The following is a 17,723-nucleotide window of genomic DNA, read 5'->3' as shown; positions in this document are numbered from 1 at the left end:
ACACTTCCTTATAATAGAAATAATCAGGCTATGGTGCCCCTTCCTTCTACTTTCGCAAATGGATGTTTTATTAGGGATACCTGTTTCCTGATTTTTTTATGTTGTAAAGTAAGATGATTTTGCAAATATTATTTTTGAATAAGAACAGTTAGCGCTTATCGTATTAAGCGTTTAAGGAGTGAGCCTGATCTACGGATCAATTTTCGATTTATTTACAGCGTGAATTAAAAGTAATTATACATACTCAGCAACAGGAAACCCCATTGTCTCCACTAGATCAAGATCAGATTTTAGCGGACTTTCTGTAATAATGGCTATATCAGATCGCTATTTTTTGTTTCAAACATAACTCTTTGTACGTCTTAGAAGTGTAGTACCTGATGATGGCTTATAGATGCTCATTAGTTGCTGCACTTTTATTTATGTCAACAATTTGATAGGTATTACAAAGATAGATATCTCAAAAAGGAGTTCTTTATCATGTCTCTTCGAAAAATTACGTTATTGAAAGACAAAATTGAAGATTTCGATAGCTATCCATTTTCGCTTCCTTTTATTCGGCATATGGATCAGCTTTATCTGGAACATCCAGTTACATTTTTTGTGGGTGAAAATGGATCGGGTAAATCGACGTTGTTAGAAGGGATTGCTTATCAATGTGGATTTCATACAGCAGGTGGTTCGCGTAATAACAGTTATGAAGTCGATCAAGCCGACTCTGCTTTAGGTAAATATCTGCGTTTGTCATGGCTTCCCAAATTAACAAATGGCTTTTTCCTTAGAGCCGAATCTTTTTACCAGTTCGCTTCTCATATCGATGATGTAGATAGTACTCATAATTACGGGGGCAAGTCACTTCATCATCAATCTCATGGAGAATCATTTTTAACATTATTTACGCAAAAGTTCACCAAAGCACGCGAACAATCGATCTACCTGCTAGATGAGCCCGAAGCCGCTTTATCTCCTGCCAGACAACTCTCTTTAATGCGGATCATCAAAGACCTTTCGCCACGATCGCAGTTCATTATCGCTACCCATTCTCCGATCTTACTCGGCTACCCTAATGCTGAGATTATTAGCTTTGATCAAGATCGTTTACAACCGATAGACTATCAGGATACCGATCATTACCAGATCACCAGACGATTTCTGGAAAATCCAAAAAGAATTCTGGATGAGCTGTTTAACGATAACGACTAGAATTATAATTATTAGTAGTTTATTTTACAGAATGTAAACGACGATATTCTATCTAGCGAACATATTAACAATGATTTATGCAAATAGTCAGGTTACTTCTATCAGATCAACTACTCATTTCGTAAAAACTGCAAAATAAAAAGCCTTTATAGCTACAACTCCACTATAAAGGCTTTTTTATTTTCGTGATGATAAGAGCAATACCATTATGGTGAGCTTACTTATTCAGCACTAGATCACATCAAATTTCAACCGTTCCAATCGTGTATGTTGAATATACCATTGACCATCTATCGCTACAAACGTCTCATAGTAATAACCATACCCGTGAAATGATAGATGTTCACTTCCTTCAGGAAAAGTGACGTAATCCTCCATCGGCGAGATTACTTTTGCTTCGGTTGCAGAAATCAATTCAATTTCGGCACTATGTACCTGATGCACCGTTTCCGCAGGATGAACGAGGTCTTTGAATACTTTTACAATGATATCCCTGCCCTCTAACAAAGGAATCGGATTGCCTTCTGTGCTGAAATCAGCTACTGCATCAGGAGCAAATACATTGCCTAATTCATCCCACTGCTTCATATCAATAAGACGACAGTACCGGGATTTGGTTGTACGAATACCTTCATAAGCGAGTAACACTTCGATATCAGTCATAAATGAATATTTCATGGCTTGGCCTCCACTTTATCAGTCCAGTTCTAACCCTTTAGTCTCTTTCCCTAGAAAAGCAACTGCGGCTACTCCGATAAGAATCGTAACAAAAAAGATAGTGAAAATCGTACTAATCGCTACCCCTTTACCTACCAGCATCCCTACAAGAAATGGAGCGATAACTCCACCTATACGTCCAAATGCAGCCGCCATACCTACACCGGTTGAGCGTACTTTGGTTGGATACAATTCAGGAGTATACGCATATAATCCGCCCCATGCCCCTAGATTAAAGAAAGACAAACAAATTCCTGCCATCAATAGCGATGCTGTTGTGGTAGCAAATCCAAACCAAATTGCGCTAACCGCTGTCAAAACAAGATATACGATCAATACAAATTTACGACCGAATTTCTCAATAAAATAAGCAGCTGTAAAATAACCTGGCAACTGCGCCAACGTCATAATTAACACATACTCAAAACTTTTGATCAAAGTAAAACCTTTCAATCCCATCACAGAAGGTAACCATAAGAACATACCATAATAAGAAAAAACGACTGTAAACCATAATATCCACGCCATAATCGTTGTACGGCGATGTTCACTGCTCCAAATATCTGCTAATCCTTTCACAAACGAAGCCCGTCTGCCTGCTCCATTTTTCACAAACTTCGGCGAATCTTCGATGGCTCGGCGTAAATATAATGCATATAGCGCAGGAACAGCTCCTATAATAAAGCCCCATTGCCATCCATATTGAGCAATAACAAAATACGCAACAACCGCTGAAATAATCCAACCGAATGCCCAGAAACTTTCCAGTAATACAACTGCACGTCCGCGATCTTGTACCGATACGGATTCAGAAACCAGTGTAGAAGCAACAGGAAGTTCTCCACCAAGACCAAAACCTGCGATAAATCGTAACACTAACAACATTCCAAATCCTGTTGCTAATGCAGACAACCCACTAGCAATAGAGAATATGAGTAGTGTCCATAGCAAAATCGATTTACGTCCATAACGATCTGCCAGATATCCAGCAGTTGCTGCACCTACTGCCATCCCTACCGAGTTGATACTAGTTAGATAACCAATTTGTTGTGGTGCAAGATTCCAATCTTTTGCAAGTGCTGCTGCGATAAATGAGATCATTCCCACTTCCATCGCATCAAACATCCAGCTAAATCCAGCACTAACCAGCAACTTACGTTGCTTTGGATTTTGCAACATTTCTAACTTATTCATGCACTTTGCCCCTTCTTTCTCTGCGCTTGTACTTTTTGTTACATACTTTGCCAAACTCAATATCCGCTCATCGAAAATGAACGATGTGGACGTGTATAACAGCAGTTCTATTCCTAACACTACTGTTATAGTAGAGATCGCTAACAACAGATGACCTCTTTGCTATCGTCCAAAGTGAATATAGCATGTTCACGAATTCTATTATAACCAGATTTCTAAAAATATACCTCTCATCTTTTCATTTCAGCTATAAAAATTTTAAATTTTTATTAATAATAAGCATATCTATATAATCAGATGATCGATTATGTATTAATTTTCCAATAAAAAGACTAGATTTGTAAAACCATTTTATACATAAATAAGTATCGCTTCTAATATTTCAAAATTAAAATCTTTCTGAGGATAATACTTATTATCCAGACCACATTACAGGAGGAATATAATGAACATCAAGCGCACGCTTTTAGGGGTATCTTTTACAATGATTCTTGGATTAACTGCTTTGCCACAACAAGCATGGATGGCTCCCATTAATCCTGTGGTAGCACCTTCACCGGGTGCATGGGCAACAGGACAGACTCCTGCCAATGTTTCTCCCAACAAACCTGCTATTTTATTTGTACATGGTCTGACCAGTAAAGCGAATGTCTGGTATGAAGATAACGATATGTATGAGTACGCATACAAAAATGGATATGAGACTGCTTTTATCAATATGTATGATATTACAGGCACACCGGAAGACATGTGGAAAGACGGAGAATTACTTGCGAGCAAAATTCAAGAAATCAGCAAATATTTTGGCAAAAAATTAGTTATCGTGGCTCACAGTAAAGGTGGAGTAGATACCCAATCTGCGCTAGTGCGTTATAATGCTTACCCTTATGTTTCTCGCGTCATTACACTCAGTACACCCCATCATGGCTCACAATTAGCCGATCTAGCTTATAGCAGTTGGGCAGGATGGTTAGCAGATCTTGTAGGATCGCAAAGTCCGGGAACTAGCTCTCTTCAGACATCATATATGGATTATTTCCGCTCTGAAATGGCAAAAGATCCTGATGTTAATAAAGTGCCTTTTTACACAATGAGCGGTAACAAATGGTCTGGCTCTGGTAAAGCTTCTTATACATTCGGTGGGTCTTACTTATCATTGTTCGGTAGTAATGATGGTGTTGTGACTACAGAGAGCGCTCTATTGCCAGGTGCTACATTGATTCAGTCTGGTGCTTGGAATCATAAGACCGTTCGTACAGGGTCTTTTACTTTTGATCTATTTAAATCTTATCTAGGTACGGTGCCTGCTGCTGTTGCTAGTCTACATGCTCCTTCTGCGGTAACCAAAGACACGTATAACGTAGACTCAGATATACAAGACACCCCTGCATCTGTTAATTATATAGCTCAATCTTCTCCTTCGACCAATACTAATAGTGCTACCTCAGAAGAAGGTCATGGACAATATTATATTCGCGGAGGTCAACATTCCGGCACAGCCAATGAAATCTTAACTGTCGAAAATAATGTAAATCAAATCTCGCTTGATTGGATCAGCGATCAACCATTAACGCATTTAGAACTGATCTCCCCAAGTGGCAAAGTGCAAAAAGTCAAATTGCAATCTACTCCAGACGATGAATTTTTCCATGGGGCTTATCACCAGCTAGTTACTTTACCACAACCTGAAGCAGGAGAATGGAAAGTACAAGCAACCAGTGCAACGAAAGGCGCTTATCTAATGACAGCCGTCTATACACCAGGTGCAGAGCAAGCCGAATTGAAAACAAATCTTTCTAACAACCAACTACGTATGAATGTGAATACAGAAGGTCTGGATCAACAACGTACTCACCTGAACTATACAGTGAATTATTACCATCCGGACGGTAGCAAGCTTGCTCCTCCTACAGAGCGGAGCAATCGCTCGATGGCTACTTCAGAATCGGTGACTACACCTGTTACCAATACACCGTCTATTTATGTGGTGACAACCGATATTGATGGCTATACAGAAGCAGGTTATCCTTATCGTCGTACATTAGTGAAATCTGTTTATATAGATGAGCAAGGCAATACGTACGGCAATTAACATTATATCTGACGACAAATTTTGTACTTGATCATTCATTTGATTATATCTAAAGATCAGATAATTTACAGAGAATACGTATAAGCTCAAGATAGAGAAAAAGTTAGTCTCTATCTCGAGCTTTTTTTCTATGTTGAACTTTTTTTCTTATTTTATATATCTACTGACATGTATTGGTTTATCATTGAATGGCTTGATAGACACCTGCTAAGATGCTCTTATCCACCCCCTGTTGCTTTTGTATCTATTTCTTATCAAGATAGTATTCATCTAGTGCAACAGCTTGTGGTTGTCTTTGGTTATACGTATATATAGCCTTGAATCCACATTCTTTTGCCAATTGTATAGCATCACTAATCTCTGCTCCTGTATGTTCTACAAAATGTGAATCAGAACCGATCGTTAGCAATTCTCCACCCATTTGACGATATAACTGTAATACTTCTTTGGAAGGAAAAGGTTCTCCTGCTCCACCACGCCAGCCAGACGTATTGATTTCGATACCGATATGACGTGTGATCGCGGTCTGCAATATCGCTTCGATAACATCGTGATAATCACTCAGCTTATAATTTCCGATAGTACCTACTGCGTACCTTTTTAACAAATCTAGATGAGCAATTATATCAATGTCTGCATGCTGTACCATCTGTAATACTTCTCTAAAATACAGTTCATAATGATCGATACCTTCTTGAGCCAGAAAAAGTCTTAGCTTGCGTTCGTTCATATTATGTACAGATCCGAGAATAAAATCGAGCGGTTGATGCGCCAATGCTTCTTCGTATTGCGTCTGCATATAATGAGGTTCACACAATTCAATGCCTGCTTTGATGATTAATTTCCCTTCATATTGCTGTTTACACCTTTCGATCTCTGCCAAATACTGTGTAAAGTCTAAATGCCCGTACGTAGGCAATACAGGATTGACCGCATAGTGTTCTGTAAAACAAATCTCTTGCAGTCCACGCTCTACTGCTTCTGCACATACGTCACTCATCACAGCGCGTGAATCAAACGAATGATTTGTATGAACATGGTAATCATATATCATTGCTATTTTCCTTCTTTCTTTACAATTCTGTATGGCTTCTATTCAAGCCAATAACAGCTATCTATTCATAATATATATTCGTTTTACATCATAAAAAAGACTGCCCTTCTTCTACCGTAGCAGAAAAAGAACAGTCTGTATATTGAATGCTTATTTCGTTAATGTGCTTGATTCTTCTGCATCTTTCACCGGGAACCAACCAGTCATAGACATGATAGAGTTCCACAATGGATCTGGAACGACCAGACGATCTTGATCATGCTTGGTTAACGAATAATCGATTTCTGACTCACGACCGGATTCTACTTTTTCTACCCAGTCTGGATCTACGATCAATTCGCGTCCAAGTGCTACCAATGGTACACCCGTATTCAATACGTTTAATGCATCGTCAGGTGTATTAACAGCACCTACACCGATAACAGGAACTTTAGCGCCTACACGTTCTTGAATAATTTCAAGACGGGAGCGTTTGTCATCGACACCACGACGTGGAGTAGAAGCATATTCCATAAGAGATACATGCAAGTAGCTCAAGTTTTTCTCAGCTAGCGCATCGATCAATGTCAATGTATCCGCCATTGTGATACCAGGTGTTTCTGGTTCTTCTGGAGAGAAACGGTAACCTACGATAAAAGGTCCTTTAGCATGTTCTTTGACTGCGCGTTGTACTTCGTCTACCACAGCTAATGGGAAAGTAAGACGTTTTTCTAAGCTTCCGCCCCATTTGTCTTCACGACGGTTCGCATGTGGAGAAAAGAATTGTTGCACCAAGTATCCGTTAGCACCATGAATCTCTACACCATCAAATCCAGCTTCGATTGCATTTGCAGTCGCTTTACCAAAATCAACGATAATATCATCGATTTCTTGAGCTGACAATTCACGAGGAGCTGGAGCTTCTGTACCATCATTCGTACGATCTGTTGGAATAGCACTTGGAGCCGCTACATCGCCATTCACTAGATCAGGAGGACTTAGACGACCAGCATGGAAAATTTGCAAAACAGCTTTGGCACCGTTAGATTTCAACGTTGTCGCTAGTTTGCGTAGACCTTCTGTAAATTCAGCACCTGTTGCGCCGAATTGATTTTGGAAACCGATACCGCCTTTGGTTACATAAGCAACCGCTGTTACAGCCAAGCCTACACCTGCTGTACGGCGTGCATAATATTCAAGTTCTGCATCAGATACAGTAGCATCTGTATTAGAAGAAAAATGTGTCATAGGAGCAAGGACAATACGATTTTTTAATTCGATACCGTCATTCAGTTGGAAAGGTTCAAATAAAGATTTGTATTTTGTATTCAAAGGATATCTCTCCTATTCTCTTTATCGTTCATATTATTTAATGTGACTATATATATTATAGTAACCAATTCAATTTTATGCAAGTAATATACTAAAAATAATTAGGTATATTAAAATACCTATTGTCACCCTACAATGAATGTGAACAATAGGTATTTTGTCTATCTGTATTACAAGCTATTTTATGATTGAGAAACAGCTTTGCGTTTGTTGCTCATTTGAGACGATGAAGCTTTTTCTTCTTGTGAAGCTGTACGTTTATGTGGTGGTTCTTTTAAGAAGAAAATTAAGATTAATGCTAACACCGATAAGCCCGATGCCACTAAGAATGCCATATTGGTACCATGAATCAAAGCATTTTCAGTAGAATTTCCTAATAGAGCAGATGAAGAACTAGCATTCGTCAAAATTGTAATCAATACGGCTGTTCCGATTGAGCCACCAACTTGACGTAATGTATTGTTCATCGCTGATGCGTGAGATAACAGATGTGTAGGCAATTGGTTCAGACCTGCTGTTGTCACAGGCATCAATACCATCGACATCCCGAACATGCGCAATGTAAACATAATCGTAATATAAGTAATCGAAGTCGTAGACGTTAAAAACGCAAACGGAATCGTTCCACCTGCCATTAACACCAGACCGATCGTACTGATTACTTTCGCACCGTATTTATCAAAAATACGTCCTGTAATCGGCGACATAATTCCCATTAAGATCGCACCAGGTAACACAATCAATCCTGAATGTAATGCCGACATATGACGTGCATTTTGAATATACAAAGGCATCAATGTTGATGCACCGATCATCGCGGTAAATACGATTACTGTAATAATCATCGAGACAGTAAATACACGATCTTTAAATACGCGGAATTCTAACAATGGTTCTTTTAATTTGAATTGACGAGTTACAAATAAATACAAACTGATTGCACCTATTAAAATACTAATAATAACAATTGGATCACTCCAGCCTTTGGAAGCACTACTGAATCCGTACAATAGACCACCGAATCCAAGTGTCGATAACGTTACTGAAGTCATATCTAGCTTAGGATTACGAAGTTCACTTACATTTTTGAGAGCAAATACAGCAATTACAAGGTCGATCACTGCGATAGGTAAAATAATGTAGAACAGTGTACGCCATGAGTAAGAATCTACGATCCAACCCGACAATGTAGGTCCGATAGCTGGGGCAAATGAAATAACTAACCCGATCATACCCATTGCGGCACCACGTTTTTCTTTTGGAAAAATAACTAAAAATACAGTTTGCATCAGCGGCATAATAATACCTGCTCCTGCTGCCTGTACGACACGACCTACTAACAATGTTCCAAAGTTAGGTGAAATCGCTGCGATCAATGTTCCTAATGCAAATAATCCTACAGACGTAATAAAAAGCGCCCGTGTTGAAAATTTATCAATCAAATACGCTGTAATTGGAATCATAATTCCGTTGACTAACATAAAAATCGTTGTTAACCATTGGGCTGCTGTTGCATCAATATTCAGATCAGCCATAATATGCGGTAATGCAGTGACCAGTAGCGTCTGATTCAGTATGGCTACAAAAGCACCTGCTAGCATAATAGCGACAATAAGCGTAACGTTTAATTTCGGCTTATTCTGTGTTGAGATATTCTCCATCTTTCTTTTCCTCCCATGTTGCACGATATACATGTTGTAGTTGAGCTACTTCCTGTTGAAGCTCTTCTCTCTTCTGTAAATATGCGATTAATGCTTCCATCATAAATGTTTGTGGTATAACCTTTTTGCGTTCTGTGTTTAATCGTTCGGTGGCGGCAATCAGATCAGGACGATTAGATTCAGGCGAACGCTGATGAATCGCCAGATTCAGTTCTCTCATCACTTTACGCCATTCACTTTCGCCAAAATATTTCTGTCTAACATCTGGAACAGACAAATCGAATTGTTGCGCCATTTGCTCGGTAACTAAAGGCACACTGTGACTATGTTTTTGGATCATAGCTTCCAGACTTTCAACAACAAAATCAGATAAAGCAGACAGCTCAAAAACAGTGTTGTTGTTCCAACGTAATAAAAACATAAATTCTTTCACAATTCCTTGCATACACAAGGCTAAATCCCACACAATCGGCTCTACTTTGTTTCCAAAAGCCTGAAGGATCGCTTCTTTTTGCCAGTTCAACATAGTGCGCTTGAACTGCAACATCGCTGTGCGAATTTGTGTGCTTAACTCTAGGGGCATAGTCTGATTCAACACTAAGAAAAACTCATGCTTTAACACAAATTCTTGAAATTGTACTACGAGTTTCTGTGTAAATTGTTCTTTGGGTGATACATGATCTTCAAAATGTAATCGATTCGCTGCTAATAAAATCTCTTCATGCATCTGCTTCACAATCTGCAACAAAATGTCTTCTTTCGATTCAAATAACTTATAGATCGAGGCTTTGGACATATTGCACTGTTCTGCAATATCCTGCACAGTTGTTGAGAAATAACCTTTTTCTGCAAACAACTGCCCTCCTGCTACAAGAATCAAACGTTTACGTTCTTCTACCATAATTCATAACCTCTTCTGCACTATACTTTCACACATTTTCTCTCTATTGAAACGCCTAAAAACTTTATAGTACTCACGAAACTCTGTAGTTCTTATACTTACTATTTTATACCCCGTTACGAATGAAGTCAATCTTTGCAACCAATAAAATATGTAAAATTGTTCATAAAATTTTCTTTCACCATCTGATCGATATTTTTGATAACGCCTTACACATCTCTATGTATAACAAAAAAGACAGCCTCTATATACGATAGAGAAACTGTCTTTAAGATTAGATATATAATGATAAACGCAACGCAAACATTAACGTATACATACGTTATTATTCATTTAAAGCTTTTTCAAGCGCTGCTAAGTTAGTACGCATGACTGAGATGTAATTTTCACCAGCAGACGTTTCTTCACTTGTTAAGCCTTCTAATGGATTCAGTACAGCCGTTTTGGCACCGACTTCATCTGCAATTGTTTTGGCTACATTAGAAGAAACCAATGTTTCAAAGAAAATCGTTTTTACATTATTTTGTTTAGCAAAATCTACGATTTTGGCCATTGCTTCAGCGGATGGTTCTTGTTCAGGGGATAGACCTGCAATCGGTACTTGAGTCAGACCGTAATCATGAGCCAAATAAGCAAAAGCAGCATGTTGCGTAATAAAGTCTTTGCGTTTTACGTTAGATAGACCTGCTTTGTATTCAGCATCTAACTTTTGCAGTTCTGCAATATACGCATCTGCATTCTTTTTATAATCGGCTGCATGGTTAGGATCCAGTGCAGTCAAAGCGGTTTCGATATTACGTACTTCAGTCTGTGCCTGGATAGGAGACAACCACACATGCGGATCAAATTCTCCATGATCATGACCTTCTTCAGTAGCGTGTTCTTCTTCATGACCTGCTTCTTCGCCTTCATGTTCTTCTTCTGTACTTGCCATCAGTTGAATCCCGTTACTTGCATCGACTAATTTGGGACCACTGTCTCCTAATGTATCTTTCACTTGATCGATCCATGACTCTACGCCACCACCGTTATATACGAGCATATCAGCATCGGTCATTTTAGCGATATCTTGAGCAGTAGGTTCCCAATCATGAGGTTCTGTACCTGCAGGAACTAACACCTGTACATCGGCTAGATCACCGGCAACTTTGGAAGTGAATTCTTGCATTGGATAAAAGCTAGTCACGATATGTAACTTATCTCCACTTGCGGTAGAACTACTCGTACCTGCTGTTGATGATGCTGAATCGGAATTATTACCACAAGCTGCCAGCAACGTACTCATACTTAACAAAGCGATTAAAGGAAGTTTGATCCAACTCTTTTTTTTCATATTCATGTGTAATCACTCACCTTTCCTGATTCCTCTTTATTTATATATGATATGTGTTGATAGGATTTATCGTTTATTCAACACTTGTGTTTTCACTTTGCTATTTTGCTCACTACGATTTTGCCGTTGCCAGAATCGGCGACTATCAATATCAGGTGTATATCCATCACTGTTGTTACGATTCAAGCGATAATAGATACGTTGAATCCCCATACCTACTAATAAGAACGTAAGCAGTAATAGCGCTACTGTAGCACCTGGAGGGGTATTCACATAATACGAAGTCGTTAATCCTCCGAACATGCCGATCAGACCAATCGCTACAGCAATAATAAGTGCAGATGTAAATCCTTTGGCAAATCGAAGCGCTAGAGCAGCCGGTAAAGCCATCAAAGCAGATACTAACAACACGCCTACAATCGGCATCGCTGCTGCTACGGTCATTCCTGTTAATACAGCAAATGTCTGTGATAACCAGCGTACATGAGTACCACCGATCTGTGCAGTTTCTTCATCAAATGTTAGGTTATATAATGGACGTCTCATACTCACCCAGTAAATAATAACAAGTGCAAAGACAGTGCCTATAATCCATAGTTGCGTGGTGCTGACGGCTACAATCGAACCAAAGAGATAAGAACTAAAGCTACGGGTTAACGATGAGCTCATACTCATTAATACCAATGCCAGTGCTAGACCACCTGTCATAATCACAGCAACAGATACTTCTCCATATCCACGAAAATTACGTCTTAATCGTTCGATAATCAATGAGCCTAATAAAGCGATAATAAATCCACCAATTGATGGGTTGAAACCAAGTACAGCACCTATCGCTACGCCTGCCAAAGATACGTGAGAAAGCGTATCAGCCATTAATACCTGTCTGCGTAAAACAAGGTAAACGCCGAGCAGTGGAGCGATAACAGCAATCATTCCTCCGGCCCAAAACGCGCGCTGCATGAACTCGTAGTCAAACATGCCCATCCTCCACCCTCCTCTCTCTCCAAACGAATAATACGATCCAAATACGGCTCTGCTTCTTCTAATCCGTGTGTTACCATCACTACAGTACGTCCATGTTTTTGCACATGATGACGCATCAATTCATAAAATCCTTTACGGCTTTCGAGATCCATCCCTGTTGTCGGTTCATCCAGAATCAAAACATCGGGTTCTTGAGCGAGTGCACGAGCGATACAGACACGTTGCTTTTGTCCGCCAGATAATTCTCCTATTTTACGATCACGCAATTCCCACATGCCTACCGCTTCTAGTGATGATTGAACCAATTGAGCTTGCTGAGGGCCAAAGCGTCGAAATAATCCTAGATTCATATGACAACCGGAACGAACCAGTTCATAGACTGTACTAGGAAATCCACTATTAAATGAAGATACCTGCTGAGGTACATAACCGATTACAGGTTTGGATCCTTTTTCATTGCGCTTAATCTGTACTTGTCCACTCCAGGGTTTTAATATGCCTAACAATAATTTGAGTGAAGTGGTTTTGGCAGCACCATTGGGGCCGCTTAACGCCAAAAATTCATTACTATATATTTCCATCGATAATCGATTAACTACCGGTTCACGATCATATCCAAAGATAACGTCTTGCATCGAAGCTAATAACAAGATATAGCGCTCCTTTCATTGTTTCCGTTCTTATCGTAATTTTTACGAATACCACCTGAATAACTTTACTCCTATGCTATTCCTCTTGTCAACCTATTTAAACAAAATAATTACGATTTAGATTTTTTCGTTTCATTTACTTCATTTAGATGTCTAAATTACTTCAACATGATCTATCAAAAGCAAAAAAACAAGCCCTGTCCCTACCTTCGACTATTACGTCTGCAAGGTAAGAAGAGAGCTTGTTCATTCATGTATTCATGTATTCATGTATTCATGTATTCATGTTCAATGATTATTGTTTTAATAAAGAAAAGATAATTTTAGCGTTATCTGTATTATCAATTAAGCCAGCAAATCTTTCTTTTTGTGGGCCAAAAGCATATACAGGAACATCTTCACCTGTATGTCCGCCTGTTGTCCATCCTGTAAAGGAGCGCGTATCAAAAATCTTCTCAATCGCATTATCGATAGTAGTTACATCTTTTTTCACAGCTGCTTTTTGTACAGATTGAATCTCTGCTGCTGTTAACGGGATAGAGATATATTTTCTTAGTGTGCTTTTTACATTGGCACCTTTCGCGATTTCATTCGCCATAAAGTCAGGTGTACGTTTAGCTGCTTTTAACGATTCTACTTTGAAATTATATTCGCCACCAGCACCTAATGTCATTCCGCCTGTAGAGTGATCTGCTGTTGCTACGACTAATGTTTCACCATCTTTTTTAGCAAAGTCGATCGCTGCTTTGTACGCTTTTTCGAAATCGCCCATTTCGCTCATTGCGCCAACAACATCATTATCATGACCTGCCCAGTCGATCTGACTGCCTTCTACCATCAAGAAGAATCCTTTATCATTTTGATCCAGACGTTTGATCGCTGCATTGGTCATTTCTTCTAATGAAGGTGTTTTGTTCGTGCGATCAATCGCTTTGTCTAATCCACCTGGAGCGAACAATCCTAGTAATTGAGTAGTATTATTGTTCAACAAGCCATTGCGATCTGTTACATAAGCATAGCCTGCTTTTTTGAACTCTTCCGTTAGATTACGGTCTTTACGTACAAAATAGTCTTTTCCTCCGCCTAGCAGTACATCGACTTTATGCTTACCATTGATCATTTCATCAAAATAATCATCAGCAATTCCAGCCATATTTTTACGACTCGGATCATGAGCACCAAAAGCCGCTGGAGTCGCATGCGTGATCTCCGAAGTTGCTACAAGCCCGGTAGATTTACCGTTTTCTTTCGCTTGTTCCAACACCGTTTTCACGTTCGATTTGTCGTTATCTACTGCGATTGCAGCATTGTATGTTTTGACTCCGCCTGACATTGCTGTTGCAGCTGAAGCCGAATCGGTAATATTTTCTGCATCGTCTTCAGGATATGTAGTCTGTGCCCCTACAAGATAAGCATCAAAAGCTGTTTTTTCAACTGTTTTTGTTGCAGGGTTATCTTTGAAGTAACGGTAAGCAGTCATATAAGAAGGCCCCATACCATCACCAATTAAGAAAATAACATTTTTTACTTTAGCTGGTTGATTCAAAGCGGTCATGCCATCATCCTGAGCAAGTGCAGTCTGCGATACTCCACCTGTCAATGTGATTCCAGCAAGCGCCGCAATCGTAATCATTTTTTTCATCGTTTGTTTCATTTTGTACAAATCCCCTTTTTTATCAATTAGAAAATATATGTATCAACAACCATATTCAATATACCGATCATTTGTGAATTCTAAACCTCACTAATATCAACGCAATGTAAATTTATAAAACGCTGTAAAAAAGCATAAAAAAACGCTATCAATCTATCGATAGCGTTTTTAATATTATGTTCAAGTTCACTTAACACAACACTTCTATATCTGTTACTTCTGAATGGTATACAAACGAGAACTTTCTTCCCAGATTTCACCTTGTTGTAGACGGTATAATCCTTTTTCATCATCAGGTAGATCTACATTAGGTGCATTCACCAGATTAGTCTGTGGCTCAGGGCAGATAAATTCACCACACGCAATATTGTTCCAGATCATCCAGTGCTTATATGCTGTTCCTACATCATAGACTAATGTTACACCCAGACGTGTATCTGTAATTTCGGTAAAGTTACGTCCACGCTGAGGTACAGCTGTATAGTGATTGTCTGCTTCTTCACCAGAAGGATTCGCTCCATCTGCTTGGAACTGTTCTTCCCATGCCGACAATGGTTGGAATTCGCCAGTTGGTAACATACGCTCTGTCATCTGATAACGCTTACCAATAGTCGCTTTAAATGACATATCTTCTGACGAACTATCTTTCGCAAAAGGAGCATTTAACGCGGTATGGAAAGCAAGCATCACTGGCATATCTTCTGCGCCGTCATTACGGATTTGTATTTGTTGCAACAATCCATCGACAGACAATGTATATTTCAACTTCACTGTAAATTGATGTGGGAAATATTTATATACTTCATGGTGTTCATCTACACTTACACTAAGCAATACAGAACTGGATTGTTCATTAGCTTCGTACACATCTACATTCCAAGGAATGGTATGCAAAAATCCATGCAAATGATTATGTGTTTCTACTTCATTGATCGGGAAAGTATATGTTTTGCCATTCCATGTAAAAGTTCCATCTTCATAGCGATTCGGTGGGAAAAGAACGGGAATCCCATTTACCCCTGGATTCGCACGAAAAGCATCCATCTCATTTTCTTTGGGTTCACGCAAAAAGCGATATCCTTTTTCATGATCACGATAAGCAATAAGATTGGCTCCAATCGCTGGTAATACAATCGCTTCTTGCTTAGCATACGTCAATACAATAGCAGGTTCTCCTTGATACGATTGTTCAGAAGCGCTGGTAAGATTAGACATGAACAAATTCCCCTTTTCTTATTGTAAGATGTAAGATAGTTTGCTTGGCGAAAATTACTTTTCATTAGAGAAGTCGCGTTTATACTGCCAAACGCTAAACCAAACGGATTTTTTCTCCGCGTTTAGCAGATTCTAGGCATGCTGCGATTACTTTTGTATTACGAATAGCATCTTCAGGGCTGTAAGGCAATGGCGTGCCATCGATGACAGCCGCCGCGAACGCATCGACTTGAAGAGCGAAATGATTCGCTACCTGTACATTTTCTTCGCGTTTACCTTCATCGGTATAGATCATTACTTGAGGCTCGCCTTCGCTATCATTGCGTCCAAAAGCATACGGTAATTTAATGCGTCCTTTGGTACCTACAATTTCTAGAGCACAGCTAGGATACGCCCACATTCCACATTCAAATGTTAACGCCGCTGATCCGGGAAATTCAATCAGACCGGAAGCCATCATATCAACATGATCATGCTTGGCAGAAAAGAAACCTTGAACCGTCACTGCGACAGGTTCTGATCCAAAGTACATACGTGCAGCAGATACAGGATAGACACCCAGATCGTATAAGGAACCGCCGCCCATTTCACGACGATAGCGCACATTATCAATATCTTCAGCATTGTTAGATGTAAACCTTCCATGCATCGAACGAATCGTTCCTATTTCACCTGATTCAATAATATCCCGTACACGTGCATGCTTGGGATGATAACGATACATAAATCCTTCAGCAAATAGTACGCCTGACTTGCGACAGACATCTACCATTTCAGCCGCTTCCTGTGCATCTAGTGCCGCAGGCTTTTCGCATAATACATGCTTGCCGGCTTCCGCAGACTTGATCGTCCATTCTTTGTGCAAATGGTTCGGCAATGGGATATAGACTGCATCAATATCAGGATCTGCTAATAACTCTTCATAACTACCATAAGCTCTTGGAATATTACATTGTTCTGCAACCACTTGCGCCAGTTCTAGAGAGCGACTTGCGATAGCGAGTGTCTCATTACGTAGTGACTCATGAATAGAAGGGATGACGGCGCTTACAGCAATCCCGGCGGTGCTCATAATGCCCCACTTTAATTTACGTTCAGTCATGATTGTATTCCTTCCCTTCGTTTTAAATTAAATGATTTTAACTTTCCGGCAAGGAGGTTGCTTCGTTTCTTGCAGATTAATCCTTTTAGGACTTTATTTATAATTGTCTGTGGCGGCTTTGGTGAGCATACCAATACAACGATCGAGATCCACTTTGACTTGTTTTTTGTAGAGATTCGCTTTCTCATGTCCATCATCGGTAAAGTGATAGATAACAATCTCTTGAAAATCTACTTTGGGATCATTCCCTTTCAATTGCTTGGTTCGGTAAAGCACACCATCATGCACCAATTCGTGCAAAGCCCGATAAATTTCGCTCTGTGGAGGAGAATAACCAAACGACTCAAATCGTGCTTTCATCTCTTCTAGCATCTCATATCCATACCCATGATGTTCTTCAACCATAGAAATTAGATATAATTTGATAAAGGCTCGTTGTGCGATCATAAATGCCATTTCCTCGTCCCCCTTCTGCATACTGGTATGTGACCCGTTATCCAAAGGGTTAACCCATCAGAACATCTGTCCATGTTCTATTATATGAAATTTTCACTGGTTTGAAAAGTTAAGCAGTCTGTAATGACATAAGTAAAGTCAATAACAACTGTAATACAAGCGGAATGGATAGTCATATATTTGTGATTTGTGT

Annotated in this window: 15 protein-coding genes; 2 read left to right on the top strand and 13 right to left on the bottom strand. The window is 39.4% G+C overall.

The genetic code is table 11. The annotated features are described in order from the left end of the window. Window positions 1-480: 480 nt before the first annotated feature. Window positions 481-1,203 (top strand): AAA family ATPase, encoded by a 723-nt coding sequence (locus QE450_RS06600; RefSeq protein ID WP_307297956.1) that lies wholly within the window; start codon window positions 481-483, stop codon window positions 1,201-1,203. A gap of 231 nt (window positions 1,204-1,434) precedes the next feature. On the opposite strand, the gene QE450_RS06595 is transcribed toward QE450_RS06600, so the two are convergent. Both QE450_RS06595 and QE450_RS06590 read right to left on the bottom strand, forming a co-directional pair. Beyond that, window positions 1,435-1,881 (bottom strand): nuclear transport factor 2 family protein, encoded by a 447-nt coding sequence (locus tag QE450_RS06595; RefSeq protein WP_307297953.1) that lies wholly within the window; start codon window positions 1,879-1,881, stop codon window positions 1,435-1,437. An 18-nt stretch (window positions 1,882-1,899) separates the two neighbouring features. Continuing rightward, window positions 1,900-3,114: an MFS transporter gene (locus QE450_RS06590; RefSeq protein ID WP_307297950.1), complete on the bottom strand. Its 1,215-nt coding sequence runs from the start codon at window positions 3,112-3,114 to the stop codon at window positions 1,900-1,902. 445 nt (window positions 3,115-3,559) lie between these two features. Between QE450_RS06590 and QE450_RS06585 the strand changes: the two genes are divergently transcribed. Further along, a complete protein-coding gene (locus QE450_RS06585) occupies window positions 3,560-5,206 on the top strand; it encodes an esterase/lipase family protein (protein ID WP_307297948.1) in 1,647 nt (548 codons plus the stop codon). A gap of 244 nt (window positions 5,207-5,450) precedes the next feature. On the opposite strand, the gene QE450_RS06580 is transcribed toward QE450_RS06585, so the two are convergent. The 11 genes from QE450_RS06580 to QE450_RS06530 form a co-directional block, all read right to left on the bottom strand. Beyond that, window positions 5,451-6,260, bottom strand: coding sequence for a histidinol-phosphatase HisJ family protein (locus tag QE450_RS06580; protein WP_307297945.1), 810 nt, complete (start codon window positions 6,258-6,260; stop codon window positions 5,451-5,453). A gap of 150 nt (window positions 6,261-6,410) precedes the next feature. Continuing rightward, window positions 6,411-7,571, bottom strand: coding sequence for an NADH-dependent flavin oxidoreductase (locus QE450_RS06575; RefSeq protein WP_273615900.1), 1,161 nt, complete (start codon window positions 7,569-7,571; stop codon window positions 6,411-6,413). A gap of 182 nt (window positions 7,572-7,753) precedes the next feature. Further along, window positions 7,754-9,232, bottom strand: a complete 1,479-nt coding sequence (locus QE450_RS06570) for an MDR family MFS transporter (protein ID WP_273615899.1) — start codon at window positions 9,230-9,232, stop codon at window positions 7,754-7,756. After that, window positions 9,207-10,133, bottom strand: a complete 927-nt coding sequence (locus QE450_RS06565) for a TetR/AcrR family transcriptional regulator (protein ID WP_273615898.1) — start codon at window positions 10,131-10,133, stop codon at window positions 9,207-9,209. The genes QE450_RS06570 and QE450_RS06565 overlap by 26 nt, the downstream gene beginning before the upstream one ends. Before the next feature lie 325 nt (window positions 10,134-10,458). Beyond that, on the bottom strand, window positions 10,459-11,472 hold the full coding sequence (locus QE450_RS06560) for a metal ABC transporter substrate-binding protein (RefSeq protein ID WP_273615897.1): 1,014 nt from the start codon (window positions 11,470-11,472) through the stop codon (window positions 10,459-10,461). 60 nt (window positions 11,473-11,532) lie between these two features. Next, window positions 11,533-12,453: a metal ABC transporter permease gene (locus QE450_RS06555; protein ID WP_273615896.1), complete on the bottom strand. Its 921-nt coding sequence runs from the start codon at window positions 12,451-12,453 to the stop codon at window positions 11,533-11,535. Continuing rightward, a complete protein-coding gene (locus QE450_RS06550) occupies window positions 12,399-13,103 on the bottom strand; it encodes a metal ABC transporter ATP-binding protein (protein ID WP_273615895.1) in 705 nt (234 codons plus the stop codon). The genes QE450_RS06555 and QE450_RS06550 overlap by 55 nt, the downstream gene beginning before the upstream one ends. 295 nt (window positions 13,104-13,398) lie before the next feature. Then, complete coding sequence (locus QE450_RS06545; protein WP_307297935.1) at window positions 13,399-14,757, bottom strand: alkaline phosphatase; 1,359 nt, start codon at window positions 14,755-14,757, stop codon at window positions 13,399-13,401. A 213-nt stretch (window positions 14,758-14,970) separates the two neighbouring features. Continuing rightward, window positions 14,971-15,972, bottom strand: coding sequence for an aldose 1-epimerase (locus QE450_RS06540; protein WP_274170239.1), 1,002 nt, complete (start codon window positions 15,970-15,972; stop codon window positions 14,971-14,973). A 94-nt stretch (window positions 15,973-16,066) separates the two neighbouring features. Next, window positions 16,067-17,074: a Gfo/Idh/MocA family protein gene (locus tag QE450_RS06535; protein ID WP_204824443.1), complete on the bottom strand. Its 1,008-nt coding sequence runs from the start codon at window positions 17,072-17,074 to the stop codon at window positions 16,067-16,069. Between the two features lie 93 nt (window positions 17,075-17,167). Continuing rightward, window positions 17,168-17,530, bottom strand: a complete 363-nt coding sequence (locus tag QE450_RS06530; protein WP_069325894.1) for a replication termination protein — start codon at window positions 17,528-17,530, stop codon at window positions 17,168-17,170. Between the last annotated feature and the right edge of the window lie 193 nt (window positions 17,531-17,723).

Source organism: Paenibacillus sp. SORGH_AS_0306 (genome assembly GCF_030819345.1).
GTDB lineage: Bacteria > Bacillota > Bacilli > Paenibacillales > Paenibacillaceae > Saccharibacillus > Saccharibacillus kyungheensis.
Note: the sequence above shows the minus strand (reverse complement) of the source record. Positions and strands in the feature narration are given on the sequence as shown.

What these genes read in the sequence shown, in the direction of transcription:
- QE450_RS06600 (WP_307297956.1), top strand. Translation starts at nt 481, where the DNA reads ATGTCTCTTCGAAAAATTACGTTATTGAAAGACAAAATTGAAGATTTC.
- QE450_RS06595 (WP_307297953.1), bottom strand. Translation starts at nt 1,881, where the DNA reads ATGAAATATTCATTTATGACTGATATCGAAGTGTTACTCGCTTATGAA.
- QE450_RS06590 (WP_307297950.1), bottom strand. Translation starts at nt 3,114, where the DNA reads ATGAATAAGTTAGAAATGTTGCAAAATCCAAAGCAACGTAAGTTGCTG.
- QE450_RS06585 (WP_307297948.1), top strand. Translation starts at nt 3,560, where the DNA reads ATGAACATCAAGCGCACGCTTTTAGGGGTATCTTTTACAATGATTCTT.
- QE450_RS06580 (WP_307297945.1), bottom strand. Translation starts at nt 6,260, where the DNA reads ATGATATATGATTACCATGTTCATACAAATCATTCGTTTGATTCACGC.
- QE450_RS06570 (WP_273615899.1), bottom strand. Translation starts at nt 9,232, where the DNA reads ATGGAGAATATCTCAACACAGAATAAGCCGAAATTAAACGTTACGCTT.
- QE450_RS06565 (WP_273615898.1), bottom strand. Translation starts at nt 10,133, where the DNA reads ATGGTAGAAGAACGTAAACGTTTGATTCTTGTAGCAGGAGGGCAGTTG.
- QE450_RS06560 (WP_273615897.1), bottom strand. Translation starts at nt 11,472, where the DNA reads ATGAATATGAAAAAAAAGAGTTGGATCAAACTTCCTTTAATCGCTTTG.
- QE450_RS06555 (WP_273615896.1), bottom strand. Translation starts at nt 12,453, where the DNA reads ATGGGCATGTTTGACTACGAGTTCATGCAGCGCGCGTTTTGGGCCGGA.
- QE450_RS06545 (WP_307297935.1), bottom strand. Translation starts at nt 14,757, where the DNA reads ATGAAACAAACGATGAAAAAAATGATTACGATTGCGGCGCTTGCTGGA.
- QE450_RS06540 (WP_274170239.1), bottom strand. Translation starts at nt 15,972, where the DNA reads ATGTCTAATCTTACCAGCGCTTCTGAACAATCGTATCAAGGAGAACCT.
- QE450_RS06535 (WP_204824443.1), bottom strand. Translation starts at nt 17,074, where the DNA reads ATGACTGAACGTAAATTAAAGTGGGGCATTATGAGCACCGCCGGGATT.
- QE450_RS06530 (WP_069325894.1), bottom strand. Translation starts at nt 17,530, where the DNA reads ATGGCATTTATGATCGCACAACGAGCCTTTATCAAATTATATCTAATT.